Raw genomic sequence first — 25,887 nt, 5'->3', positions numbered from 1 at the left:
TCTATCTGGTAAGTTCGGCGGCTCGCAGTCGCAGGGCCGGCGGGTGCCGGCGATGGAAGCAAGCCTGCGCATTGGATCAGATGAGTGAGAGGCGGTCTATTCATGTCCACCGTAGAAAAGCAAAAAACCAGTCAGTCCATGTACGGTGTAGAGCCCTATAAAGAAACCAAGGGCGAAGAGTACATGGGGGAGCCCATGCGCAAGCACTTCACCAAGCTTCTGGGAGCATGGAAGCTTGAGTTGATGACGAGCGTGGACCAGACCGTGACGCACATGAAGGACGAGGCAGCCAACTTCCCAGACCCGGCTGACCGTGCCAGCCAGGAAGAAGAGTTCGCCCTGGAACTGCGCAACCGCGATCGTGAGCGCAAGCTGATCAAGAAGATCGACAAGACCCTGCAGAAGATTCAGGACGAAGAGTACGGCTGGTGCGACTCCTGTGGCATCGAGATCGGCCTGCGCCGCCTCGAAGCCCGCCCGACCGCCGACCTGTGCTTCGACTGCAAGGAAATTGCCGAGAAGAAGGAAAAGACTGTCGGTAAAGGCTGATTCCAGAACCTCGCAGACGGGGCGTACTGGTTGTGGAGGCGGGCTTGCCCGCTCCTGCAATCGGTACGCCCCGTCTTCATTTATATAGCTGTGCAATCCATGAACGACTCCCGCTACATCGGCCGCTTCGCCCCCACCCCCAGCGGCTTTCTGCACTTCGGCTCGCTGGTGGCCGCCCTCGCCTCCTGGCTCGACGCCCGCGCGGTCGATGGCCGCTGGTTGCTGCGCATGGAAGACACCGACCCGCCCCGGGAAATGCCCGGAGCACGCGATGCGATCCTGCAGACCCTGGAGCGCTACGGCCTGGAGTGGGACGGCGAAGTGGTGTTCCAGAGCCAGCGCCACGAGGCCTATGCCGCCGTGGTCGACCGTTTGTTCAGCATGGGCCTGGCCTATGCCTGCACCTGTTCGCGCAAGCAACTGGAAGGGTACGACGGTATCTACCCAGGCTTTTGCCGTGACGCCGGGCATCCCCGGCAAGACGCGGCCATTCGCCTGCGTGTGCCGGAATTGATCTACCGCTTCACGGATCGCGTCCAGGGTACGTTCGAACAGCACCTGGGGCGCGAGGTGGGCGACTTCGTCATCCAGCGCCGCGACGGGCTCTATGCCTACCAGTTGGCAGTGGTGCTGGACGATGCCTGGCAGGGCGTCACCGACATCGTGCGCGGCGCCGACCTGCTGGACAACACGCCCCGCCAGCTTTACCTGCAGGAGTTGCTGGGCTTCTCGCAGCCGCGTTACCTGCACATTCCATTGATCGTGCAGCCTGACGGGCACAAGCTGGGCAAGTCGTATCGATCACCGCCGCTTGAGGCAGACCAGGCCACGCCGTTGCTGCTGCGAGCGTTGCGGGCATTGGGGCAGCAGACCGATCCGGCACTGACAGGAGCTAGCCCGGCCGAGGTGCTGGCGGTAGCGCGCCAGCAGTGGCGGCCGGAGCACATTGCGCGGCAGATGACGGTGCCCGAGGCTGATTTGCGCTGAGGCAGTCGCGGCCCTGTCGCGGGGCAAGCCCGCTCCCATGATGCCTGGCTATGCGCAGGCTCGCGACAGGGCCAGAACAAGTAAAACCAGGCTCAAAAGCCCAACAAATTCAAACCCTTGGCTAACAGCCCCGATTCCCGCTAGCATCGCCCCAGCCATTTGCGCCAATAATAAGTCCAAACCGCAGCGCCCAACCCTTCGAGGCCAGCATGTACATCTATCGTTTGGTCCTGCTTCTGGTGGTGGGGATCTACCTGTTCTCCCCCGCCATCATGGACTGGTGGATCGAGCCGACCGGTGCCTGGTACCGCCCCTACCTGCTCTGGCTGATCCTCATCGTCGTCACCTTCATCCTGCAGAGCCAACGAGATGCCGATGAGCTTTAGCCTGACCCAGATGATCCTGATCAGCGCCGCCTACCTGCTGGTGCTGTTCAGCGTGGCCTGGATCAGCGAGCGCGGGCTGATCCCGCGGGCGATCATTCGCCACCCCCTGACCTACACCTTGTCGCTGGGCGTCTACGCCAGTGCCTGGGCCTTCTACGGCTCGGTCGGCCTGGCCTATCAATATGGCTACGGCTTCCTTGCCTGTTACCTGGGGGTGTCCGGGGCCTTCCTGCTGGCCCCGGTGCTGCTCTATCCGATCCTCAAGATCACCCGTACCTACCAGCTGTCGTCACTGGCCGACCTGCTGGCGTTTCGCTTTCGCAGCACCTGGGCCGGCGCGCTGACCACGATCTTCATGCTGATCGGCGTGCTGCCCCTGCTGGCCCTGCAGATCCAGGCGGTGGCCGACTCGATCAGCATCCTCACCGGCGAGCCGGTCAAGGCGCGGGTGGCGTTCGCCTTCTGCGTGCTGATCATCCTGTTCACCATCTTCTTCGGCTCACGCCATATCGCCACCCGCGAAAAGCACGAAGGCCTGGTGTTCGCCATCGCCTTCGAATCGGTGATCAAGCTGTTGGCGCTGGGTGGTATCGGCCTTTATGCGCTGTACGGCGTGTTCGGTGGCCCGCATGGGCTGGAAGTCTGGCTGCTGCAGAACCAGACCGCCCTCGCCGCCTTGCACACGCCGTTGCAGGAAGGCCCCTGGCGCACCCTGCTGCTGGTGTTCTTCGCCTCGGCGATCGTCATGCCGCACATGTACCACATGGCCTTCACCGAAAACCTCAGCCCGCGCTCGCTGGTCAGCGCCAGCTGGGGCCTGCCGCTGTTCCTGCTGTTGATGAGCCTGGCGGTGCCGCTGGTGCTGTGGGCCGGCCTGCGCCTGGGCGCCAGCACCAACCCCGAGTACTTCACCCTGGGCCTGGGCATTGCCGCCAACAACGAAGCGCTGGCGCTGCTGGCCTATGTCGGTGGCTTGTCGGCCGCCAGCGGGCTGATCATCGTCACCACCCTGGCGCTGTCGGGCATGGCCTTGAACCACCTGGTGCTGCCGCTGTACCAGCCGCCGGCCGAAGGCAACATCTACCGCTGGCTGAAGTGGACCCGCCGGGCGCTGATCGTCGCCATCATCACCGCCGGCTTCGTCTTCTACCTTACCCAGAACAACCACCAGAGCCTGGCCAACCTGGGCATCGTCGCCTTCGTCGCCACCTTGCAGTTCCTGCCCGGGGTGCTTTCGGTGCTGTACTGGCCGACCGCCAACCGACGAGGGTTCATCGCCGGCCTGCTGGCCGGCATGCTGGTGTGGATGGTGACCATGCTGCTGCCGCTGCTGGGCAACCTGCAGGGCTTCTACATCCCGTTGCTGGACATGATCTACGTGCTGGACGACACCAGCTGGCACATGGCGGCCATCGCCTCGCTTGCGGCCAACGTCCTGCTATTCACCCTGATCTCGCTGTTCACCAATGCCAGCAGCGAAGAGGTCAGCGCCGCCGAGGCCTGCGCGGTGGACAACGTACGCCGCCCGCAACGCCGCGAACTGCATGCCGCCTCACCCCAGGAGTTCGCCACCCAGCTGGCCAAGCCGCTGGGCGCCAAGGCTGCGCAAAAAGAGGTGGAGCAAGCCCTGCGCGACCTCTACCTACCCTTCGACGAACGCCGCCCCTATGCCCTGCGGCGCCTGCGCGACCGCATCGAGGCCAACCTGTCCGGCCTGATGGGGCCGAGCGTGGCGCAGGACATGGTCGAGACCTTCCTGCCGTACAAGTCCGGCAACGAGAACTACGTCACCGAGGACATTCACTTCATCGAGAGCCGCCTCGAGGACTATCACTCGCGCCTGACCGGCCTTGCAGCCGAGCTCGACGCCCTGCGCCGCTATCACCGCCAGACCCTCCAGGAACTGCCCATGGGCGTGTGCTCGCTGGCCAAGGACCAGGAGATCCTGATGTGGAACAAGGCGATGGAGGAGCTCACCGGCATCGCCGCCAAGCATGTGGTCGGCTCGCGCCTGGTGACCATCGCCGAACCCTGGCGCGGTCTGCTGCAAGGCTTCATCAACGTGCCCGACGAACACCTGCACAAGCAGCGCCTGGTCCTCGATGGCCAGCCGCGCTGGCTGAACCTGCACAAGGCGGCCATCGACGAGCCGCTGGCCCCGGGTAACAGCGGCCTGGTGCTGCTGGTCGAGGACCTCACCGAGACCCAGGCGCTGGAAGACAAGCTGGTGCACTCCGAGCGCCTGGCGAGCATCGGCCGCCTCGCCGCGGGCGTGGCCCACGAGATCGGCAACCCGATCACCGGCATCGCTTGCCTGGCGCAGAACCTGCGCGAGGAGCGCGAGGGCGACGGCGAGATCATCGAGCTGTCCAGCCAGATCCTCGAGCAGACCAAGCGCGTGTCGCGCATCGTCCAGTCGCTGATGAGTTTCGCCCACGCCGGCGGCAGCCAGCAGAACAGCGAAGAGCCGGTGTGCCTTGCCGAGGTGGCGCAGGATGCCATTGGTCTGCTGGCGTTGAACCGGCGCAATTTCGAAGTACAGTTCTTCAACCTCTGCGACCCGCAACACTGGGTCGAGGGCGACCCGCAACGCCTGGCCCAAGTGCTGATCAACCTGCTCTCCAACGCCCGCGACGCCTCGCCACCCGGCAGCGCCGTGCGCGTGCGCAGTGAAATCAACGAGCACACCGTCGACCTGGTGGTCGAGGACGAAGGCAGCGGTATTCCGAAAAGCATCATGGACCGCCTGTTCGAACCCTTCTTCACCACCAAGGACCCGGGCGAAGGAACCGGACTGGGGCTCGCTCTGGTCTATTCCATCGTGGAAGAGCATTATGGGCAAATCACCATCGACAGCCCGGCCGACATCGAGCGCCAACGTGGTACCCGGATCCGCGTGACCCTGCCCCGGCATGTCGTAGCGACGTCCCCTGAAATTCGAGACCGTCGAGAGAATTGAATCAATGCCGCATATTCTGATCGTCGAAGACGAAACCATCATCCGTTCGGCCCTGCGTCGCCTGCTCGAGCGGAACCAGTACCAGGTCAGCGAAGCCGGCTCGGTGCAGGAAGCCCAGGAACGCTTCAGCATTGCCACCTTCGACCTGATCGTCAGTGACCTGCGCCTGCCGGGTGCCCCGGGCACCGAGCTGATCAAGCTCGGCCAGGGCACGCCGGTACTGATCATGACCAGCTACGCCAGCCTGCGCTCGGCGGTGGACTCGATGAAAATGGGCGCGGTGGACTATATCGCCAAGCCCTTCGACCACGACGAGATGCTCCAGGCCGTGGCGCGTATCCTGCGCGACCGGGTGAACGCCCCGGCCTCGGCGCCGGCCGGCGAGCCCCGGGCCGCCAACGGCAAGGCCAGCACGGACAAGGCCAGCCCCGCCGCCGCCAATGGCGAGATCGGCATCATTGGCTCCTGCCCGCCGATGCAGGACATGTTCGTGAAGATCCGCAAGGTCGCGCCAACCGACTCCAATGTGCTGATCCAGGGCGAATCCGGCACCGGCAAGGAGCTGGTCGCCCGCGCCCTGCACAACCTCTCGCGCCGGGCAAAGGCACCGATGATCTCGGTGAACTGCGCGGCGATCCCGGAAACCCTCATCGAGTCGGAACTGTTCGGCCACGAGAAAGGCGCCTTCACCGGCGCCAGCGCGGGCCGGGCGGGGCTGGTCGAAGCCGCCGATGGTGGCACCCTGTTCCTCGACGAGATCGGCGAGCTGCCACTGGAAGCCCAGGCCCGCCTGCTGCGGGTGTTGCAGGAAGGCGAGATCCGCCGGGTGGGTTCGGTGCAATCGCAGAAGGTCGACGTGCGCCTGATCGCGGCCACCCACCGCGACCTGAAGAACTTGGCCAAAGCCGGGCAGTTCCGTGAAGACCTTTACTACCGCCTGCATGTGATCGCCCTGAAATTGCCGGCCCTGCGCGAGCGCGGCAGCGACGTCAACGAGATCGCCAATGCCTTCCTTGCCCGCCAGAGCGCCCGGATCGGCCGCGACGACCTGCATTTCTCCCACGATGCCGAACAAGCCATCCGCCACTACAGCTGGCCGGGCAACGTGCGAGAGCTGGAAAACGCGGTGGAGCGCGCAGTGATTCTCAGCGAAAGCGCGGAAATTTCCGCCGACCTGCTGGGCATCGACATCGAGCTGAGCGACCTGGAAGACGACGACATGCTGGACAACCTGCCGGCGCTGGCCAGCAGTAACAGCGCCAGCCATGAGCCGACCGAGGACCTGTCGCTGGAGGATTACTTCCAGCACTTCGTGCTCGAGCACCAGGACCACATGACCGAAACCGAACTGGCCCGCAAGCTGGGCGTTAGCCGCAAATGCCTGTGGGAACGCCGCCAGCGCCTGGGCATCCCGCGGCGCAAGAGCAACGCCACCAGCGACAACTGATTCTGTGTAATCCGATCGCGGGGCAAGCCCGCACCCACAGCGCGTGGGGGCAGGCTTGCCCCGCGGTCGTTTGGGGGGTAACACATCAGTTACCGCAAAAATCTGTTACCTACCCTGCCGGGCGTAACATCCCCCGAGGCGTAAGGTAACGAAATTTCTACATTTGCCCCGCGGCAAAACCTGCCTGAAACGCTGAAACCCCCGATTTCATTGGGTTTTCAAAAGTTGGCACGGCACCTGCTATATGTCTGGTACAAGAACAATAACAAGCACTGCAACTCAGAATAAGAACAAGACGAAACGGCTCACGCACAATAAAAACAAGACGGCGGAGGCGCAGCTAACTGATTCTTTTGGAGAGGCGTTGTGTTTGGGGCTTGCCCCACGATCAGGCAGAGAACAACAAAAACTGCACTCAAAAGCAGCACCTGAACTGATTGGATCGACAGATCAGCATCAACTCGGCGACCAAAGCAATCCGTTTGCTCTTCACCCCCGGTTTGGGGGTCGTCCACAAGCTTCGAGATTTGTGGACAGGGCATTCAACAAAAACAAGAAGCCCGGCAGAAGAACAATAAGAGCACGCAACGACTTGATGGGGAGCTTCGGCTCCCCATGTCGTTTCTCACTTCTGCATCACGCTTGGCACACCGCCTACACCATTCCCCCAGTAAATGCTAGAATCCCCGCCCATCATGCGGCCATTCTCCTATCCTTGGCCGATCATTCCTTCAAACAGTGCATCCCATGCTGAAGAAGCTGTTCCAGTCGTTCCGCCCGCCCGTTCGTGGCCAGCACCACAGGCGCACCACGCCTGAAGTGATCAACAAGAGCCAGCACTCGCTGCAGCGCAGCCAGTTCAGCCGCCATGCCGTGGGCATTGTCGAGCGCCTGCAGGCGGCCGGCTACCAGGCCTACCTGGTCGGTGGCTGTGTGCGCGACCTGCTGCTGGGCATCACGCCCAAGGACTTCGACGTGGCCACCAGCGCCACCCCCGAGCAGATCCGCGCGGAGTTCCGCAACGCCCGCATCATCGGCCGGCGCTTCAAGCTGGTCCATGTGCATTTCGGCCGTGACATCATCGAGGTCGCCACCTTCCGTGCGCCCCATTCCGATGACGACCAGTCCGATAGCCACCGTTCGTCGCACAATGCCAGCGGTCGCATCCTGCGCGACAACGTGTACGGCACGTTGGAAGAAGACGCGCAACGCCGCGACTTCACCATCAACGCCCTGTACTACGACCCGGTCAGCGAGCGCATCCTCGACTACGCCAACGGTGTCCACGACATCCGTAACCGGCTGCTGCGCCTGATCGGCGACCCGACCCACCGTTACCAGGAAGATCCGGTACGCATGCTGCGTGCCGTGCGCTTCGCCGCCAAGCTGGACTTCGGCATCGAGAAGCACACCGTGCAGCCGATCCGCGAGCTGGCGCCGATGCTGCGCGACATCCCACCCGCGCGCCTGTTCGAGGAAAGCCTCAAGCTGTTCCTCAACGGCCAGGGGGCGATCACCTTCGAGATGCTGGTCGACCTGCAATTGTTCGAGCCGTTGTTCCCGGCCAGCAGCCATGCCCTGGAAGAACGTCCGAGCTACACCCACAGCTTGATCAGCCAGGCATTGGCCAACACCGACCTGCGCGTCAAGCAGGGCAAGCCGGTGACGCCCGCCTTCCTGTTCGCCGCGCTGCTCTGGCCAGCCCTGCCAAGCCGCGTACTGTACCTGCAGAGCCAGGGCGTGCCGCCGATTCCAGCCATGAACGGCGCGGCCCACGACCTGATCGCCGAACAGTGCGCCCGCATCGCCATCCCCAAGCGCTTCACCCTGCCGATCCGCGAGATCTGGGACATGCAGGAGCGCCTGCCACGGCGCAGCGGCAAGCGCGCCGACATGCTGCTGGACAACCCGCGTTTCCGCGCCGGCTACGACTTCCTGCTGCTGCGTGAAAGCGCCGGCGAGGAAACCGATGGGCTGGGCCAATGGTGGACCGACTACCAGGACGCCAACGACAGCCAGCGCCGCGACATGATCCGCGAGCTGGGCAACCGTGACGACGCCGCTGGCGCCGGCGCCGGCCCACGCAAGCGCAAGCGCAGTGGCGGCAAGCGCAAGCGTGACGACGAGCAGGCCTGGGACTGAGCATGACCACCCGTGCGTACATCGGCCTGGGCAGCAACCTGGATGAGCCCGCCGAGCAGCTGCGCAGCGCCCTGCAGGCGCTGGACCTGATCGCCGAAACCCGCCTGGCGGCGGCCTCGGCGCTCTACACCAGCGATTCGCTGCTGCCGGGCCAGCCACGCTACACCAACGCCGTGGCGGCCATCGACACGGCACTGGCACCGCTTGACCTGCTGGACGCCCTCCAGGCCATCGAGAACGGCCAGGGCCGCGTACGCAAGGAACGCTGGGGCCCGCGCACCCTCGACCTGGACATGCTGCTGTTCGGCGATCAGGTCATCGACGTGCCGCGCCTGAAAGTGCCGCATTACCATATGCAGGCCCGCCCCTTCGTGCTCTACCCGCTCGCCGAGCTGGTTCCCGAAAGCTTCCGCCTTGCCGACGGCCGCCCCCTCGCGCAACTGCTCGAGGACTGCCCGTTCGTCGGCCTGGAACGCCTGTAAATCGGGCGTTTCAGACGACGGTAACGCCAGTAACACCCACGCCGTAACAATGCGGTAACACGGCTGGTTGACTTCCCCCACCTCGCTCACGACTATAGGCGTCCCGCGGCGCCACTGTGCCGCTATCACCCATTTAGGCTCGGACGGATCTGTGCCCGAACATCACGACCGATGATGTGCCGCTCCGGAAGATGAATACACGCGTTGTACGCAGTTGTTGTTCACAGCGCCTGAACGAGGACTCCCCTACATGCCTGAAGTAACCCTGACCACCCTGCACGGCCTGAAGGCCAAGGGTGAAAAAATCACCATGCTGACCTGCTACGACGCGACCTTCGCCAAGGCAGCCAGCCAGGCCGGCGTGGAAGTGCTGCTGGTGGGCGACTCCCTGGGCATGGTCCTGCAGGGCCATGACAGCACCCTGCCCGTCACCAACCGCGACATGGCCTACCACACCGCCTGCGTCAAACGCGGCAACGATGGGGCGTTGATCCTCGCCGACCTGCCGTTCATGGCCCACGCCACCCCCGAGCAGGCTTTCGCCAACGCCGCCGAACTGATGCGCGCCGGCGCCCACATGCTCAAGATCGAAGGCGCCGCCTGGCTGGGCGAGACCATCCGCCTGCTGGCCGAACGTGGCGTGCCGGTGTGCGCGCACATGGGCCTGACCCCGCAGACGGTCAACGTGCTGGGCGGCTACAAGGTCCAGGGGCGCCAGGAAGCCCAGGCGCGGCAGATGCGCGCCGACGCCATCGCCCTGGAACAGTCCGGCGCGGCCATGCTGCTGCTCGAGTGCGTGCCCAGCGAGCTGGCCGCGGAAATCTCCCAGGCCGTGAGCATTCCGGTGATCGGCATCGGAGCCGGCAGTGCCACCGATGGCCAGGTGCTGGTGCTGCACGACATGCTCGGGCTGTCGCTTAGCGGCCGCGTGCCGAAGTTCGTGAAGAACTTCATGGCCGGCCAGCCGGACATCCAGAGCGCCCTGGCCGCCTATGTCCGCGCGGTCAAGGAAGTCAGCTTCCCCGGCAGCGAACATGGGTTCAGCGCATGAATACCGTCAAGACCGTCCGTGAGCTGCGCGCCGCCGTGGCCCGCGCTCGTGGCGAGGGCAAGCGCATTGCCTTCGTGCCGACCATGGGCAACCTGCACAGCGGCCACGCCGCCCTGGTGACCAAGGCCGCACAGCGCGCCGACTTCGTGGTCGCCAGCATCTTCGTCAACCCGTTGCAGTTCGGCGCCGGCGAAGACCTGGACAAGTACCCGCGCACCCTCGCCGCCGACCAGGAGAAACTGCTCCAGGCCGGCTGCCACCTGCTGTTCGCCCCTACCGTCGAGGAGATGTACCCCGACGGCATGACCGTGCAGACCCGCGTCAGCGTGCCGCAACTGTCCGAAGGGCTGTGCGGCGCCAGCCGTCCTGGCCACTTCGAAGGCGTGGCGACCGTGGTCAGCAAGCTGTTCAACATGGTCCAGCCGGACCTGGCCGTGTTCGGCGAGAAGGATTTCCAGCAACTGGCGGTGATCCGCGCCATGGTCCGCGACTTGAACATGCCGATCCAGATCATCGGCGAGCCAACCGTGCGCGCCGAGGATGGCCTGGCGCTGTCGTCGCGCAATGGCTACCTGACGCCGGAGCAGCGTGCCGCCGCGCCGGCGCTGTACCGTGTGCTGGCCGGCATGGCCGAGGCCCTGCGCCGTGGCCAGCGCGACTACGCGGCGCTGATCGCCGAGGGCCAGGCGCAACTCGAAGCCGCCGGGTTCCGTAAGGATTACCTGGAAGTACGCCACGCCGTCACCCTGCGCCCGGCGCAGGTCGATGACCGTGACCTGGTGGTGATCGCCGCAGCTTACCTGGGTAACACCCGGCTGATCGACAATCTTTATCTGCACCTGGAAGAGCAGACCGCCTGAGCTCGACGCGTGGGAGCGGCTCAACGCCGCCCCACGCGTGCCTTGAGTATCAGGCCAGTGACAATTTTTAATCCGCACCGCCCGCCTCCCCCCATTCCCGCCTTGGCGCCAATGCCTATAATGTCCAGCTTGCAACCGGCAATGACTGCCGCTGTCCAAGCCTGACCATGCAACAAGGAAACCACCCGCAATGGCGTATTACCGTACCCCCCACGATGTGACGGCGCTGCCCGCCTGGCAGGCGCTCCAGCAACACCGCGACGCCATGCAGGGCTTCAGCATGCGCGAAGCCTTCGCCGCCGACGGCAAGCGCTTCGACCAGTTCTCCTTGAGCAGCTGCGGCCTGTTTCTCGACTACTCGAAGAACCTGATCACCGAGCAGACCCGAGACCTGCTGGTCAACCTGGCCAAGGAAGTCGACCTGGAAGCGGCCATCAAGTCGATGTTCAGCGGCGAGATCATCAACGCCTCCGAAGGCCGCCCGGTGCTGCACACCGCCCTGCGCCGCCCGGTCGGCGACAAGCTCAGCGTGAACGGCGTCAACGTGATGCCCGAAGTGCACAAGGTGCTCAACCAGATCACCGAGCTGGTCGGGCGCATCCACGACGGCCTGTGGCGCGGCTACAGCGAGAAGCCGATCACCGACGTGGTCAACATCGGCATCGGCGGCTCGTTCCTGGGCCCGGAGCTGGTCTCCGAGGCTCTGCTGCCCTACGCCCAGCGCGGCGTGCGCTGCCACTACCTGGCGAACATCGACGGCAGCGAGTTCCATGAACTGTCGGCCAACCTGCGCGCCGAGACCACCCTGTTCATCGTGTCGTCGAAGTCGTTCAACACCCTCGAAACCCTGAAGAACGCCATGGCCGCGCGTACCTGGTACCTGGCCCAGGGCGGCTCGGAAGCCGAGCTGTACCGCCACTTCATCGCCGTGTCGAGCAACAAGGCCGCGGCCGTGGCCTTCGGCATCCGCGAAGAGAACATCTTCCCGATGTGGGACTGGGTGGGCGGGCGTTACTCGCTGTGGTCGGCCATCGGCCTGCCGATCGCCCTGGCCATCGGCACCGCCAACTTCAAGGAGCTGCTGTCCGGCGCCTACACCATGGACCAGCACTTCCAGACCGCGCCGTTCGAGAAGAACATGCCGGTGCTGCTGGCCTTGCTGGGCGTGTGGTACGGCAACTTCTGGGGCGCCCGCAGCCACGCGATCCTGCCGTACGACCACTACCTGCGCAACATCACCAAGCACCTGCAGCAGCTGGACATGGAGTCCAACGGCAAGAGCGTGCTGACCGATGGCACGCCGGTGCAGACCGAAACCGGCCCGGTGATCTGGGGCGGCGTCGGCTGCAACGGCCAGCACGCCTACCACCAGCTGCTGCACCAGGGCACCCAGCTGATCCCGGCCGACTTCATCGTGCCGGTGGTGAGCTTCAACCCGGTGGCCGACCATCACCAGTGGCTGTACGCCAACTGCCTGTCGCAGAGCCAGGCACTGATGCTCGGCAAGACCCGCGAGGAAGCCGAGGCCGAACTGCGCGCCAAGGGCCTGAACCAGGACGACATCGCCAAGCTGGCGCCGCACAAGGTGATCCCGGGCAACCGCCCGAGCAACACCCTGGTGGTCGAGCGCATCAGCCCGCGCCGCCTTGGCGCGCTGGTGGCAATGTACGAACACAAGGTGTTCGTGCAAAGCGTGGTCTGGGGCATCAACGCCTTCGACCAGTGGGGCGTGGAGCTGGGCAAGGAACTGGGCAAGGGCGTGTACCAGCGCCTGGTCGGCGCCCAGGAAGACAGCGCCGAGGATGGCTCGACCCAAGGCCTGATCAACTACTTCCGCGGCCGTCATCGCGGCTGATCGACCTGTAGCCGTCAATCGCGGGGCAAATCGCATCGGTGCGCCGATGCGGCTTGCCCCGCGATGCTTTCCGCCCGGGAACACCCCCACCTTCTACACTGTCCATCGAATAGCCGTTGCAGTCCCTCGCCCCTAACAAGAGCAGGACCACCCGCCATGTTCGATATCCGCGACTATCCCGAGGCACTGGCCGTCAGCCAGGCCGCCACACTCTCCGACGACGACTACCGCTGCCTCTATCGCCAGTCGGTGGACGACCCCGACACCTTCTGGGCCGAGCAGGCCAAGCGCCTGGACTGGATCAAGCCCTGGTCGAGCGTGCAGCAATGCGACCTGAAGACCGGCACGGCGCGCTGGTTCGACGGCGCCCAGCTGAATGTCAGCCATAACTGCATCGATCGCCACCTGGCCACGCGCGGCGAGCAGACCGCCCTGCTCTGGGAGGGCGACGATCCCAAGGACAGCAAGGCCATCAGCTACCGCGAGCTGCACCGCCAGGTGTGCCGGCTGGCCAATGCCCTGAAAGCCCGGGGTGTGAAGAAAGGCGATCGGGTATGCATCTACATGCCGATGATCCCCGAGGCCGCCTACGCGATGCTCGCCTGCACCCGCATCGGCGCCATTCACTCGGTGGTGTTTGGCGGCTTCTCCCCCGATGCCCTGCGCGACCGTATCCTCGACGCCGATTGCCGCACCGTGATCACTGCCGACGAAGGGGTACGCGGCGGCAAGCGCATACCGCTCAAGCAGAATGTCGACAAGGCGCTGGCCAGCTGCCCGGCCGTCAGCAGCGTGCTCGTGGTCAAGCGCACCGGCGGCGACGTCAGCTGGAGCGAAGGCCGTGACCTCTGGTACCACGAGGCAACGGCAAAGGCCGGTGACGACTGCCCGCCCGAACCGATGAACGCCGAAGACCCGCTGTTCATCCTCTACACCTCCGGCAGCACCGGCAAACCCAAGGGCGTGCTGCACAGCACCGCCGGCTACCTGCTGCAGGCCACGATGACCTTCAAGGTGGTGTTCGATTACCGCGACGGCGAGGTGTTCTGGTGCACCGCCGACGTCGGCTGGGTCACCGGCCACAGCTATATCGTCTATGGCCCGCTGGCCAACGGCGCGATCTCGCTGATGTTCGAGGGCGTGCCCAACTACCCCGACACCTCGCGTTTCTGGCAGGTGGTGGACAAGCACCAGGTGAACATCTTCTACACCGCGCCCACCGCGTTGCGGGCCCTGATGCGTGAAGGCTCCGGCCCGCTGCAGGGCACCTCGCGCCAGAGCCTGCGCCTGCTCGGCAGTGTCGGCGAGCCGATCAACCCAGAGGCCTGGGAATGGTACTTCGAGGCGGTCGGGCAGAAACGCTGCCCCATCGTCGACACCTGGTGGCAGACCGAGACCGGCGGCATCATGCTCACGCCCCTTCCCGGCACACAAAGGCTCAAGCCCGGTTGCGCCACCCAACCGATGTTCGGCGTGCAGCCGGTGCTGCTGGATGAAAAGGGCAAGCTCATCGAGGGGCCAGGCGCCGGCCTGCTGGCGATCAAGGCCAGTTGGCCCGGGCAGATCCGCAGCGTCTACGGCGATCACCAGCGCATGGTCGACACCTACTTCAAGCCCATGCCCGGCTATTACTTCACCGGCGACGGCGCCCGCCGCGACGCCGATGGCGACTACTGGATCACCGGGCGCATCGACGACGTGATCAATGTCTCCGGCCACCGCATCGGTACCGCCGAGGTGGAGAGCGCGCTGGTGCTGCATGACAGCGTCGCCGAAGCCGCGGTGGTCGGTTATCCTCATGACCTCAAGGGCCAGGGCGTCTATGCCTTCGTCACCCCCATGAACGGCATAGAACCGGATGATGCGCTCAAGGCCGAACTGCTGGCCCTGGTCAGCAAGGAAATCGGCAGCTTCGCCAAGCCCGAGCTGATCCAGTGGGCGCCCGCCCTGCCCAAGACCCGTTCGGGCAAGATCATGCGGCGCATCCTGCGCAAGATCGCCTGCAACGAGCTGGACAACCTGGGGGATACGTCCACCCTCGCCGACCCCAGCGTGGTCCAGGGGCTGATCGACAAACGTCTCAACCAGTAGAACCCTCGGGGCGGCCACCACCGCCGCCCCGATCATCCTTTACCGCATTGACATATCGGTAAATCCCGATATTATCGCGCCATGGAACTGCTCGACATATTCAAGGCACTCTCGAACCGTACCCGTCTCGAGATCCTCAAAGGCCTGAAAGACCCGGTGAAACACTTTCCTCCCCAGGACGAAGGTGACGTTCACACGGTGGGCGTCTGTGTGAGCAGCATCCAGGAAGGCGTCGGGCTGTCGCAGTCGACGGTATCCGACTACCTGGCCACCCTGCAGCGCGCGGGCCTGGTCGAAGTCCGGCGCATTGGCCAGTGGACCTACTACAAACGTAACGAAGCAGCCATCAGCGCGCTCGCCGAGCTGATCGGGAGCGAGTTGTAGGTTTTACTTTTATCTCTATACATCGACTTTTCCCGATATCCCGTTTTATCGAACTCAAGGAGGCAACAACTGCGGCACCTGGCAGGTGCCAAGGCACAGAACAGCAACTTCACTTTACTTGATACATCGATATTTCCCGATATCCCTTTTTATCGAAGCGAGGAAACACCATGAAAGCGTTGATACTGGATTCCTTTGGCGGCCCGGACGCATTTGCCTATCGCGATGTCGCCAAACCGGTGCCGCAGGCCGGACAGGTGCTGGTCCGGGTGCATGCCACCTCCATCAACCCCCTGGATTACCAGGTTCGGCGTGGCGACTACCCCGACCTGGTGCCCCTCCCGGCCATTACCGGGCACGACGTTTCCGGCGTCGTCGAAGCCATCGGGCCGGGCGTGACCGCGTTCAGGCCGGGCGACGAGGTGTGGTACACGCCGCAGATCTTCGACGGGGCGGGCAGCTATGCCGAGTACCACGTCGCCGCCGAAGGCATCATAGGCCTGAAGCCGCCTTCGCTGAGCCATCTGGAGGCCGCCAGCCTGAGCCTGGTCGGCGGCACGGCCTGGGAGGCCCTGGTAGTGCGTGCGGCGCTCAGGGTGGGCGAGCGCATTCTGGTTCACGGCGGCGCAGGCGGTGTCGGCCACGTGGCGATCCAGCTGGCCAAGGCCATGGGCGCCAGGGTGTTCACCACCGTACGCGAGGCCAATGCCGAATTCGTGCGGCAAATGGGCGCGGACGTGGTCATCGACTATGAGCATCAGGATTATGTCGATGTCGTCCTGCGGGAAACCGGGGGCCAAGGCGTCGACGTGGTCTTCGACACCATCGGTGGCGATACCCTGGCACGCAGCCCGGACGTCCTGGCGCAACTGGGGCGCGTGGTGTCGATCGTGGACATCGCGCAACCGCAGAACCTGATCCAGGCCTGGGGTCGCAACGCGAGTTACCACTTCGTCTTCACCCGACAGCACCGCGGCAAACTCGACGAGTTGAGCGCGCTGGTCGAGCGCGGGCAACTGAAGCCACACGTGGGCGCCGTCTACCCCCTCGCGGAGGTTCCCCTCGCCCATGCCCGGCTGCAAAGCGCCAACAATGGCCTGCAAGGGAAGATCGCCATTGCGGTCGCGCCCATGGCCGATCCCGCCAGCGCTTGAAGCACCTGCCACCCTTTTCGACTTCAAGGACCGCCATGATCTACGAAATTGCCCTGCTTCCCATTCGTCCGACCCACGTCGAGACCTTCACGCACGCATTCGCCGAGGTCGCCCCGTTGCTCAGCCGAGCCAAGGGTCACGTCAGCCATATGCTCGCGCAAGGGATCGAGAGCCCCCATCAATTCAACCTGATCGTGCAATGGCAAACACTCGAGGACCACGCGCCGGGTTTCGAGACCAGTGAAGACCACCAGGTCTTCATGGCTCACCTGACACCATATTTTTCCGAGGAGCCCACGGTTTATCATGTGCAGGGCGGCGCGTTCGAAACGCACGCGCCCACCAGCCCGGGCAGTGCCCGACTGGACGACAATCGCCCAACCCCATAGACGGCCGCCATGGCGGCCAGCACAGGTCGCCATGGAAGCCTTGCGTCGCCGCATCGAAACCCAAGTCATGAGCCTCACCGGGCTGGCCCTCGGCCAGCTCGACCTGGAGTCGCCCAAGGGCGATCCCGGCCTGTTCGGCCCACAGAGCATCAGCTGGCAGGTACACGGCGACTTCCCCAGCATGCTGGTGGGCGGGATCAGCGCGCTGATGCTGCAACTGCTGCATCCGCTGGCCCTGGCCGGGGTCTGGGACCATTCGAACTTTCGCCAGGACCTGCTCGGCCGCCTGCGCCGCACCAGCCAGTTCATCTCCGGCACCACCTTCGGTTCGACCCGTGACGCCGAGTGGCTGATCGACAAGGTCCGCACCATCCACCTCAAGGTGGTCGGCACCGCGGCCGATGGCCGCCCCTACGCCGCCAGCGACCCCGACCTGCTGACCTGGGTGCATGTGGCCGAAGTCAGCAGCTTCCTCGCCGCCCACCTGCGCTACCGCAATCCTGACCTGCCGCGTAGCGCGCAGGACGCCTACTACAACGAGATCGCCCTGATCGCCGAGCGCCTGGGCGCGCGCGACGTGCCCCGCTCCTGTGCCGAGGTGGATGCCTACCTGCAGCGCATGCGCCCGCAGTTGCAGTGCGATGCGCGCAGCCTCGAGGTGGTCGATATACTGCTCAAGGCCCCGGCCCCCAGCCGCCTCGCAGAGCCGGTGGGCAAGCTGATGCTCAAGGCCGGCATCGACCTGCTGCCGGACTGGGCCAGCACAATGCTCGACCTGCACCAGGGCGCGGTCGAGCGGCGCATGATCCGCCTGGGCCTGAGCAATACCGCGCCGGTGCTGCGCTGGGCCATGCGCAATGGCTCGGCGCAGCGCGCCAGGCGGCGCATGGGCGTCGAATGAGTTATTTTGGTCCGTTCATCGGAACCGATTTAACGTGCCATACTCCAAGCACTCCAGCCTGATACAGACGAAGCGACACATGCCCAAAGGATTGACCCGCGCCCTCGGCGCACTCGTGGCCCTCGTGGCCCTGTACAGCCTGCTCGGCTTTTTCATTCTCCCCGGCATCGCCCTGCGCATCGCCAACCAGCAACTGGCGCAGTACGCCACGGTGCCGGCGCATCTGCAGCGCATCGAACTGAATCCGTTCAGCCTTGAACTGACCCTGTGGGGCCTGCAGATCGGCGAGCCCGGCAAGGAGCAGGTCGGCTTCGAGCGTCTCTACGCCAACCTGTCCCTCGACAGCCTGTGGACCAAGGCCCTGCGCCTCGACGCGGTGGAGCTGGACAAGCCGCGTACCGAGTTGCTGTTCGCCAAGGACGGCAGCCTCAACCTGGCCCAGCTGTTCAAGCTCCCGCCCAGCGAGCCCAAGGCCGAGGAACCACCAAGCGACCCGTTCCCGCTGCGCATCGCCAGCATCAAGCTGAGCGAGGGCTACCTGCACTTCCAGGACCTGCGCCCGAGCGAGCCGATCGAGTTTCTCTACGACTCGATGAACCTGGAGCTGAAGAATCTCAGCACCCTCCCCGACGACAACGCCGACATGACCCTGGTGGCCAACGGCCCGGCGGGTGGACGTATCGACTGGAGCGGCACGCTCAGCCTGACGCCAATCGCTTCCGAGGGCACGCTGAAAGTCACCGACGGCAAGATGAAGCTGTTCTGGCCTTACGTGCGCGACGCCGTGCCGCTGGTGCTGGAAGACGGCATGGTCAGCCTCGACACCCACTACAAGCTCAACCTTTCCAAGGAAACCGAGCTGCTGCTCGACAACACCTCGGTGCGGGTCGCGCCCTTCGCCATCAAGGCCCCGGACGGCCGCCCACTGGCGCGCCTGGCCAGCCTGGAGGTCAGTGAAACCTCCATCGACCTGGCCAAGCAGCTGGTCACCGTCGGCAAGATCCGCAGCGACAAGCTGGAAACCTGGGCAGCGCTGGAGAAGGACGGCCAGCTCGACTGGCAGAAGCTGTTCGCCAGCCAGCCGGCCAAGGCCACGCCCAAGGAAAAGGCCGAGCCCGCCGCCGCCGAACCCACCCCGGAAGAACAGGCGGCCAAAGAGCCAAGCAAACCCTGGCAGGTCCTGCTCAAGGACGTGCAGGCGCGCAACTACATGGTCCACCTGGCCGATCGTAGCCAGAAAGAGCCCGTGTCCCTGGATGTCGGCCCGCTCAATCTCGACCTGCAGAATTTCGACAGCCTCAACCAGTCGCCCTTCACCCTCAAGCTGGACACCGGCGTGGGCAAGCAGGGCAAGCTGCAGGCCGCAGGCCAGGTCAACCTGGCACCGGTCTCGGCCAAGCTCGACGTTGCCACCCGCGATATCGACCTGCGGGTGGCCCAGGCCTACATCAGCCCGTTCATCCGCCTGGAGCTGCGCAGCGGCATGCTCTCCAGCGACCTCAAGGTCGACCTCAAGAGCACCGAGCCCCTGGCCTTCACCATCACCGGCAAGGCCCAGGCCAACCAGCTGCACACCTTGGACACCATCAAGAACCGCGACTTCGTCAAATGGCAGCAGGTCAACGTCGATGGCCTGTCGTACGTGCATGGCGATGCCCTGTCGATCGACAAGGTCACCCTGCTGCAACCCTACGCACGCTTCATCATCAACGAAGACCGCACCACCAACGTCGACGACCTGCTGATCCCGCAACCCGCCGACAAGCCTGCCACGGCCGCGAGTAAGCCCGCCGCTGCCGGTAGCGGCAAGGAGCTGGGCATCCACATCGGCCAGATCAGCATCAACGACGGCTCGGCCAACTTCGCCGACCTGACCCTGACGCCCAACTTCGCCACCGCAGTCCAGCAGCTCAACGGCCAGATCGGCACCATCGACAACCGCAAGCCGCTACCGGCCAAGGTCGATATCAAGGGCAAGGTGGACCGTTACGCGCCTGTGACCATCAAGGGCGCGCTCAACCCGTTCAACCCACTCGCCAGCCTCGACATCGCCACCAGCTTCAAGCGTGTCGAGCTGACGACCCTGACGCCCTACTCCGGCAAGTTCGCCGGTATGCGCATCCGCAAGGGCCGGTTGAACCTCGACCTGCATTACCTGATCACCAACGGCCAGCTCAAGGCCGAGAACAAGGTGGTGATCGAGCAACTGCAGTTGGGCGAGAAGGTCGACAGCCCGGATGCCGTGGACCTGCCGATCCGCCTGGCGGTGGCCCTGCTCAAGGACACCGAAGGCAAGATCTCCATCGAGTTGCCGGTGTCGGGCGACCTCAACAACCCCCAGTTCAGCGTGATGCCGATCGTCTGGCAGACCCTGCGCAACCTGGTGCTGCGCGCGGCGCAGGCGCCGTTCAAGCTGCTTGGCGGGCTGGTGTCGGGAGGTGGCGCGGAAGATCTCGGCAACGTGTCGTTCGCCGCCGGCTCGAGCGACCTTACGCCTGAGGTTCAAGCGTCCCTGGACAAGCTTGCCTCGGCCCTCAAGGAGCGCCCCGAGCTGCGCCTGGAAATCGAAGGCACGGCGGCCCAGAGCAGTGACGGCCCGCTGATCGCCCAGCAGCGCCTGGAGCGCGAGTACCAGGCGACCTGGTACAAGATCCTCCAGCGTCGGGGCGACAAGGTGCCGGCCAATGCTTCGTTGCTGGTAGTGGACGACAGCGACAAGCCGGCGATGCTCGAGGGCATCTACCGTACCCGCCTGAAACAGCAGCCCCCGGTTGAATGGCAGGACCTGGGCCGTGACGAGCGCAGCACCAAGCTGCGCGAGGCGGTCATCAAGTCCTGGGCGGAAAGCGCCGTGTTGCTGCGCAACCTGGGCCAGGAGCGGGCCAGCAGCATCAAGGACTACCTGGTGGACAAGGGCCAGCTGGAAGATGACCGGGTGTACTTCATCGACACCAACCTCGGCCAGGCCGAGAGCGATGGCCGCGTGGTGACACCGATGCACCTGGATGCCGAGTAACCAGTCGCCCTCATCGCCGGCTTGCCTGCGATGAGGGCAGCTCAGGCGATCAATACCATCAGGCCAGCCGCTGCCCCGATACCGCCGGGTGATACAGCGGCTGCACCTTGTTCCCCGCCGGGTCCAGCAAATGGAAGCTGCGCGCGCCATCGCCGTGATTGAACGGGCGGTCCAGCAGCGTCACGCCATGGGCCTTGAAGTACTGGTACCAGGCTTCCAGTTCCTCCACGCTGTCGACGATGAAGCCATAGTGATCCAGGGTCTGCAGCCCGTTGGCCGCGCCTGCGCCGCGCCCGAGCGACAGGTTGTCGTTGCCGCAGGTGAGGTAGACCAGGTCTTCGTTGGCACGGTTGAGCACCTCCATGCCCAGCACATCCACGTAGAAGCGCTCGCACTCCTCCAGGTTGGGGACCAGCAGGGCGATGTGCCGCAGGCCATTGAGACGGCCTGGGCGGGCAGGTAGATCGGACATGAGCGCGGCTCCTTTTTTGTATACAATTCATATTAGAATTTAAAACAAAAGGAGCGTCATGTGTACTGCCTATTTATCAAGACGCGGGTGAAACCCGGTACCGCGGATGCCTTCCTGGCAGCCATCAATGCCAACGCCGCGGCATCGGTCGCCACCGAGCCGGGTTGCCTGGTATTCGATGTCTCGCAGGACCGGGAGAATGCCGATGTCATCTACCTGTACGAGATCTACCAGGACGATGAGGCGTACGAGGCGCATACCCGGACCGCGCATTTTCGCGACAGCCGCCCCCTGGTGGAGCCGCTGATCGAAGAACAGGTGTGCTTCGAGAGCGATGTGATCGCCCGAAACCCGGTGAGCTGAAGCCGCCTTCCTGAATGCCAATAGAAAAGCCCCGGCGATGGCCGGGGCTTTTGCTTGAAGGGGTGGCCAAATCCTTTTGGCCGACGGGACAATCCTTATTCGGCTTTCAGGCCATCAGCCGAGACGGCCTGTACGCCTTTGATCTTCTTGGCGATGGCAACCGCCATCTCTTTCTGTGCATCGGTAATGGCCACGTCGGAAGACAGGGACACTACGCCTTTGTTGGTTTCGACCTTGATGTCACTGCCTGGCACGCCTTTCTCGGTCATCAGGTCAGCCTTCACCTTGGTGGTGATCCAGGTGTCGGAAGTGGCTTCCTTGGCTTTGGTCACCTCACCGGCCGCAAGCGTCATCGGGGCCTGGGTGGACTGGGCAGCGAAAGCCGCGTTAGCCATGGTCAGGGTCAGAGCGGTAGCAGTAGCGGCAGCAATGGCGAACTTCTTCATGTGGGTCACTCCTGTTTTTTCGAAAGGTCTGCGCCTTGGTTCCTGGCGTCAGGTAGGAAGGTAGTTGCAGGGGCTGTGCCAGTTTTTGCGCGCCCTATAAATCCTTTTAAATCAATGAGTTAATCAAAACAAAAAGAAGCCGTTACCGTGCATTTTGCAATCCCGGTAAAAAAGCCACGTGCAAGATGCATGCTCTCAACTATTTTGCGGCAGGCATAAAAAAAGGACCCCGAAGGGTCCTTTCCTTTAGCCTCGAAAGGCTTAGACGCCCGATGCCTTGGCAGCGGCAACGTCCTTGATCGACAGCTTGATACGGCCGCGGTTGTCCACGTCCAGTACCAGTACTTCGACTTCTTGGCCTTCCTTCAGCACGTCGGTGACCTTCTCGACGCGAGCATCGCTCAGCATGGAGATGTGCACCAGGCCGTCCTTGCCCGGCAGGATGTTGACGAAGGCACCGAAGTCGACGATGCGCTCGACCTTGCCGACGTAGATCTTGCCGATCTCGGCTTCGGCGGTGATGCCCAGGATGCGCTGCTTGGCAGCGTCCGCGGCTTCCTTGGTTTCGCCGAAGATCTTGATCGAGCCGTCGTCTTCGATGTCGATCGAAGCCTTGGTCTCTTCGCAGATGGCGCGAATGGTGGCGCCGCCTTTACCGATGACGTCACGGATCTTGTCGGTGTCGATCTTCATCGCGATCATGGTCGGTGCGTTGGCCGACAGCTCGGTACGCGACTCGCCGATGATCTGGTTCATCTGGCCGAGGATGTTCAGGCGCGCTTCCAGGGCCTGGCCCAGGGCGATTTCCATGATCTCTTCGGTGATGCCGTTGATCTTGATGTCCATCTGCAGCGCGGTGACGCCTTTGGCGGTACCGGCTACCTTGAAGTCCATGTCGCCGAGGTGGTCTTCGTCACCCAGGATGTCGGTCAGTACGGCGAACTTCTCGCCTTCCTTGACCAGGCCCATGGCGATACCGGCAACCGGCGCCTTCATCGGCACGCCCGCGTCCATCAGCGCCAGGGAGGCACCGCAGACCGAAGCCATGGAGCTGGAGCCGTTGGACTCGGTGATTTCCGATACCACGCGGATGGTGTACGGGAACACGTCAGCGGCCGGCAGCATGGCCTGTACCGAACGACGGGCCAGACGGCCGTGGCCGATTTCACGACGGCCAGCACCGCCCATGCGACCACACTCGCCTACCGAGAACGGCGGGAAGTTGTAGTGCAGCATGAAGGGGTCTTTCTTCTCGCCTTCGAGGGTGTCCAGCAGCTGGGCGTCACGGGCGGTACCCAGGGTCGCGACGACCAGGGCCTGGGTTTCGCCACGGGTGAACAGGGCCGAACCGTGGGTCTTCGGCAGAACGCCGACTTCGATGTTCAGCGGGCGCACGGTCTTGGTGTCGCGACCGTCGATACGTGGCTTGCCGTTGACGATGTTTTCGCGAACGGTGCGGTATTCGATCTCGCCGAAGATGTCTTTGACTTCACCAGCCGATGGCTGGCCTTCTTCACCGGAGAACTTGGCGATCGCCTGATCGCGCAGCTCGCCCAGGCGCGCGTAGCGGTCGGCCTTGACGGTGATGGTGTAGCCCTGCGACACCGCTTCGCCGAACTCGGCGCGGATGGCGTTGAACAGTTCGGTGTTGGCAACGGCAGGTTTCCAGTCCCAGGTCGGCTTGGCGGCTTCGGCAGCCAGCTCTTTGACAGCCTTGATCACGGCCTGGAATTCGTCGTGGGCGAACAGCACGGCGCCCAGCATCTGGTCTTCGGTCAGCTCTTTGGCTTCCGATTCAACCATCAGTACGGCCGACTCGGTACCGGCAACGACCATGTCCAGGCTCGAAGCGGCCTGCTGCTCGTAGGTCGGGTTCAGCAGGTAGCCGGTGCTTTCGTGGAAGGCAACGCGGGCGGCGCCGATCGGGCCTTCGAACGGAATGCCCGAGATGGCCAGGGCAGCCGAGGTACCGATCATCGCAGCGATGTCCGGATCGGTCTTCTTGCTGGTGGAAACCACGGTGCAGACAACCTGCACTTCGTTCATGAAACCTTCAGGGAACAGCGGGCGGATCGGGCGGTCGATCAGGCGCGAAGTCAGGGTTTCTTTTTCGGATGGGCGGCCTTCACGCTTGAAGAAACCACCTGGGATCTTGCCAGCGGCGTAGGTCTTTTCCTGGTAGTGCACGGACAGCGGGAAGAAGCCCTTGCTCGGATCGGCATGCTTGGCACCGACCACGGTCACCAGCACGGTGACATCGTTGTCGACGGTGACCAGCACGGCACCGGTGGCCTGACGGGCAATGCGGCCCGTTTCGAGGGTAACGGTCGATTGACCGAACTGGAATTGCTTGATTACCGGGTTCACGGTTTCCTACCTTTTTCAGTGGCTCTTGGGGGAACTGGTTCTTGCGAATTCTTGGGCAGAACGGGGAATCGGCCCCATTGACCGTCCAGATACAACACGAGGCTGGGAGCCTGGCGCCGGGCGGATAAACCGCTCGGCACACCAGGCTGCCAACCTCGCAGATCGCGCGGCGTGTCCAACGGCGACGCTGACAGGCAGCGTAGCCGAAGAATGCGACACACCATGCAACACCACTGGCCAGGCCGCTATTAGCGACGCAGGCCCAGGCGACCGATCAGGGCGCTGTAACGAGTGGTGTCTTTGCCCTTCAGGTAATCCAGCAGCTTACGACGCTGGTTGACCATACGGATCAGACCACGACGGGAGTGGTGGTCTTTTTCGTTGGCCTTGAAGTGGCCTTGCAGCTTGTTGATGTTGAAGGTCAGCAGGGCAACCTGTACTTCCGGGCTACCGGTGTCGCCGGCGGCTTGCTGATAGTCTGCAACGATCTGAGCTTTTTCTTCGACGCTGAGGGCCATTTGGCTTCTCCTGATAAACGGATCCCGCAAGCGGGGTCCAATAGGCCAGGGACTGGATCCCTGTATTAATAAAAAGAGTAATGACCGTGCCTACTGACAGCCATCCTCGAATCCGCAGGGCAAAGCGTTGACCTCGCCCTGTGGTATCGGTCATTCCGACCGAATCAGTCGACGCGGCGCAATGCGCCCGTCTTCGCTCACCTCACCGATACCGATGAAGCGGGCATTGTGATCCTGTACGCGGACCATGCCGAATTGCGGCGCGTCCGGCGCACGTACTGCCTGGCCATGTAGCCAGTAGAACGCGCTGTGCTCGGACAATACCACCAATGGCCAGTCCTGCAAGCCGCTGTCCGAGGGCATCAGGAAGCGATCGAGCGCTTCGTTGCCACCTTCGGCGTGAGCCTGTTCCAGCTCTTCGAGCGTTACGGTCTGGGCCAGCTCGAAGGGGCCGGCCTGGGTGCGACGCAGCTCGGCGACGTAGGCACCACAGCCCAACGCCTCGCCCATATCCTCCACCAGGGTGCGGATATAGGTGCCCTTGCTGCAGCCAACCGACAGGCGTGCCCGAGTGCCTTCGCACTCCAGCAGGTCCAACCGGCCAATAGTAACAGAACGCGCCTCACGCTCCACTACCTCTCCAGCGCGAGCCAGTTTGTACAGCGGCTGGCCGTCGCGCTTGAGGGCCGAGTACATCGGCGGCACCTGCTGGATTTCACCGCGAAAACGCGGGATGACCGCTTCGATGTCGGCGCGACCAACGGTCACGTCGCGGGTCTTCAGCACTTCGCCTTCGGCGTCCCCGGTGGTGGTGGTCTGGCCCATCTGCATCACCGTCTCGTAGCCCTTGTCGGAGTCGAGCAGGTACTGCGAGAACTTGGTGGCCTCGCCGAAGCACAGCGGCAGCACACCGGTGGCCAGCGGATCGAGGCTGCCGGTGTGGCCGGCCTTCTCGGCGTTGAGCAGCCAGCGGACCTTCTGCAGGGCAGCGTTGGAGGTGAACCCCAGCGGCTTGTCGAGCAGGATGATGCCGCTGACGTTGCGGCGGATACGTTTGACCTGGGCCAC

At 64.0% G+C, this 25,887-nt stretch carries 22 protein-coding genes; 17 read left to right on the top strand and 5 right to left on the bottom strand.

Translation table 11 applies throughout. The annotated features are described in order from the left end of the window. Nucleotides 1–102 precede the first annotated feature (102 nt). From dksA to ACODS9_RS11355, 16 genes are all read left to right on the top strand, one after another. A complete protein-coding gene (gene dksA / locus ACODS9_RS11430) occupies nucleotides 103–549 on the top strand; it encodes an RNA polymerase-binding protein DksA (protein WP_046854085.1) in 447 nt (148 codons plus the stop codon). 99 nt (nucleotides 550–648) lie between these two features. Beyond that, nucleotides 649–1,536 (top strand): tRNA glutamyl-Q(34) synthetase GluQRS, encoded by an 888-nt coding sequence (gene gluQRS / locus ACODS9_RS11425; protein WP_489093923.1) that lies wholly within the window; start codon nucleotides 649–651, stop codon nucleotides 1,534–1,536. Between the two features lie 209 nt (nucleotides 1,537–1,745). Further along, a complete protein-coding gene (locus tag ACODS9_RS11420; protein WP_003250005.1) occupies nucleotides 1,746–1,922 on the top strand; it encodes a hypothetical protein in 177 nt (58 codons plus the stop codon). After that, entirely contained in the window at nucleotides 1,906–4,881 is a 2,976-nt protein-coding gene (locus ACODS9_RS11415; protein WP_172670868.1) for a sensor histidine kinase, read from the top strand. The genes ACODS9_RS11420 and ACODS9_RS11415 overlap by 17 nt, the downstream gene beginning before the upstream one ends. A 4-nt stretch (nucleotides 4,882–4,885) precedes the next feature. Then, entirely contained in the window at nucleotides 4,886–6,328 is a 1,443-nt protein-coding gene (locus ACODS9_RS11410) for a sigma-54-dependent transcriptional regulator (RefSeq protein WP_110701728.1), read from the top strand. Between the two features lie 747 nt (nucleotides 6,329–7,075). After that, nucleotides 7,076–8,470, top strand: coding sequence for a polynucleotide adenylyltransferase PcnB (locus ACODS9_RS11405; protein WP_046854081.1), 1,395 nt, complete (start codon nucleotides 7,076–7,078; stop codon nucleotides 8,468–8,470). Between the two features lie 2 nt (nucleotides 8,471–8,472). Beyond that, nucleotides 8,473–8,952 (top strand): 2-amino-4-hydroxy-6-hydroxymethyldihydropteridine diphosphokinase, encoded by a 480-nt coding sequence (gene folK, locus ACODS9_RS11400; RefSeq protein ID WP_476260784.1) that lies wholly within the window; start codon nucleotides 8,473–8,475, stop codon nucleotides 8,950–8,952. A 250-nt stretch (nucleotides 8,953–9,202) separates the two neighbouring features. Continuing rightward, complete coding sequence (panB, locus tag ACODS9_RS11395) at nucleotides 9,203–10,003, top strand: 3-methyl-2-oxobutanoate hydroxymethyltransferase (protein WP_102683204.1); 801 nt, start codon at nucleotides 9,203–9,205, stop codon at nucleotides 10,001–10,003. Then, nucleotides 10,000–10,863 carry a pantoate--beta-alanine ligase gene (panC, locus tag ACODS9_RS11390; RefSeq protein WP_489093922.1) on the top strand — a complete coding sequence of 288 codons (864 nt, stop codon included), beginning with the start codon at nucleotides 10,000–10,002 and terminating at the stop codon, nucleotides 10,861–10,863. Before panB ends, panC begins: the two co-directional genes overlap by 4 nt. Nucleotides 10,864–11,053: 190 nt before the next feature. Continuing rightward, entirely contained in the window at nucleotides 11,054–12,718 is a 1,665-nt protein-coding gene (gene pgi / locus ACODS9_RS11385; RefSeq protein ID WP_038706862.1) for a glucose-6-phosphate isomerase, read from the top strand. A gap of 156 nt (nucleotides 12,719–12,874) precedes the next feature. Further along, a complete protein-coding gene (acs, locus tag ACODS9_RS11380; RefSeq protein ID WP_489093921.1) occupies nucleotides 12,875–14,809 on the top strand; it encodes an acetate--CoA ligase in 1,935 nt (644 codons plus the stop codon). Nucleotides 14,810–14,890: 81 nt separating this feature from the next. After that, on the top strand, nucleotides 14,891–15,193 hold the full coding sequence (locus tag ACODS9_RS11375) for an ArsR/SmtB family transcription factor (protein WP_023631021.1): 303 nt from the start codon (nucleotides 14,891–14,893) through the stop codon (nucleotides 15,191–15,193). Between the two features lie 170 nt (nucleotides 15,194–15,363). Beyond that, entirely contained in the window at nucleotides 15,364–16,347 is a 984-nt protein-coding gene (locus ACODS9_RS11370) for a zinc-dependent alcohol dehydrogenase family protein (protein ID WP_489093920.1), read from the top strand. Between the two features lie 35 nt (nucleotides 16,348–16,382). Further along, nucleotides 16,383–16,736, top strand: a complete 354-nt coding sequence (locus ACODS9_RS11365; protein ID WP_401112230.1) for an antibiotic biosynthesis monooxygenase family protein — start codon at nucleotides 16,383–16,385, stop codon at nucleotides 16,734–16,736. 31 nt (nucleotides 16,737–16,767) lie between these two features. Next, entirely contained in the window at nucleotides 16,768–17,637 is an 870-nt protein-coding gene (locus tag ACODS9_RS11360) for an oxygenase MpaB family protein (protein WP_489093919.1), read from the top strand. 79 nt (nucleotides 17,638–17,716) lie between these two features. Further along, entirely contained in the window at nucleotides 17,717–20,653 is a 2,937-nt protein-coding gene (locus tag ACODS9_RS11355; protein WP_489093918.1) for a DUF748 domain-containing protein, read from the top strand. A gap of 58 nt (nucleotides 20,654–20,711) precedes the next feature. On the opposite strand, the gene ACODS9_RS11350 is transcribed toward ACODS9_RS11355, so the two are convergent. Beyond that, nucleotides 20,712–21,125: a VOC family protein gene (locus ACODS9_RS11350; RefSeq protein WP_046854071.1), complete on the bottom strand. Its 414-nt coding sequence runs from the start codon at nucleotides 21,123–21,125 to the stop codon at nucleotides 20,712–20,714. A gap of 60 nt (nucleotides 21,126–21,185) precedes the next feature. Here ACODS9_RS11350 and ACODS9_RS11345 point away from each other — a divergent pair, with 60 nt between their 5' ends. Beyond that, a complete protein-coding gene (locus ACODS9_RS11345; protein WP_401112218.1) occupies nucleotides 21,186–21,488 on the top strand; it encodes a heme-binding protein in 303 nt (100 codons plus the stop codon). Between the two features lie 95 nt (nucleotides 21,489–21,583). Here ACODS9_RS11345 and ACODS9_RS11340 read toward each other — a convergent pair whose 3' ends face one another. The 4 genes from ACODS9_RS11340 to truB form a co-directional block, all read right to left on the bottom strand. Beyond that, nucleotides 21,584–21,934, bottom strand: coding sequence for a BON domain-containing protein (locus tag ACODS9_RS11340; RefSeq protein WP_102683196.1), 351 nt, complete (start codon nucleotides 21,932–21,934; stop codon nucleotides 21,584–21,586). 261 nt (nucleotides 21,935–22,195) lie between these two features. Continuing rightward, complete coding sequence (gene pnp / locus ACODS9_RS11335; RefSeq protein ID WP_023629334.1) at nucleotides 22,196–24,301, bottom strand: polyribonucleotide nucleotidyltransferase; 2,106 nt, start codon at nucleotides 24,299–24,301, stop codon at nucleotides 22,196–22,198. A 248-nt stretch (nucleotides 24,302–24,549) separates the two neighbouring features. Next, the gene (rpsO, locus tag ACODS9_RS11330; RefSeq protein WP_023629335.1) at nucleotides 24,550–24,819 is read right to left on the bottom strand and encodes a 30S ribosomal protein S15; all 270 of its coding nucleotides are present in this window, start codon (nucleotides 24,817–24,819) and stop codon (nucleotides 24,550–24,552) included. A gap of 150 nt (nucleotides 24,820–24,969) precedes the next feature. Then, complete coding sequence (truB, locus tag ACODS9_RS11325; RefSeq protein ID WP_046854068.1) at nucleotides 24,970–25,887, bottom strand: tRNA pseudouridine(55) synthase TruB; 918 nt, start codon at nucleotides 25,885–25,887, stop codon at nucleotides 24,970–24,972.

The organism is Pseudomonas sp. FG36, assembly GCF_057809275.1.
The sequence above is the reverse complement of the archived record's forward strand: the minus strand, read 5'-3'. Positions and strand labels throughout refer to the sequence as shown.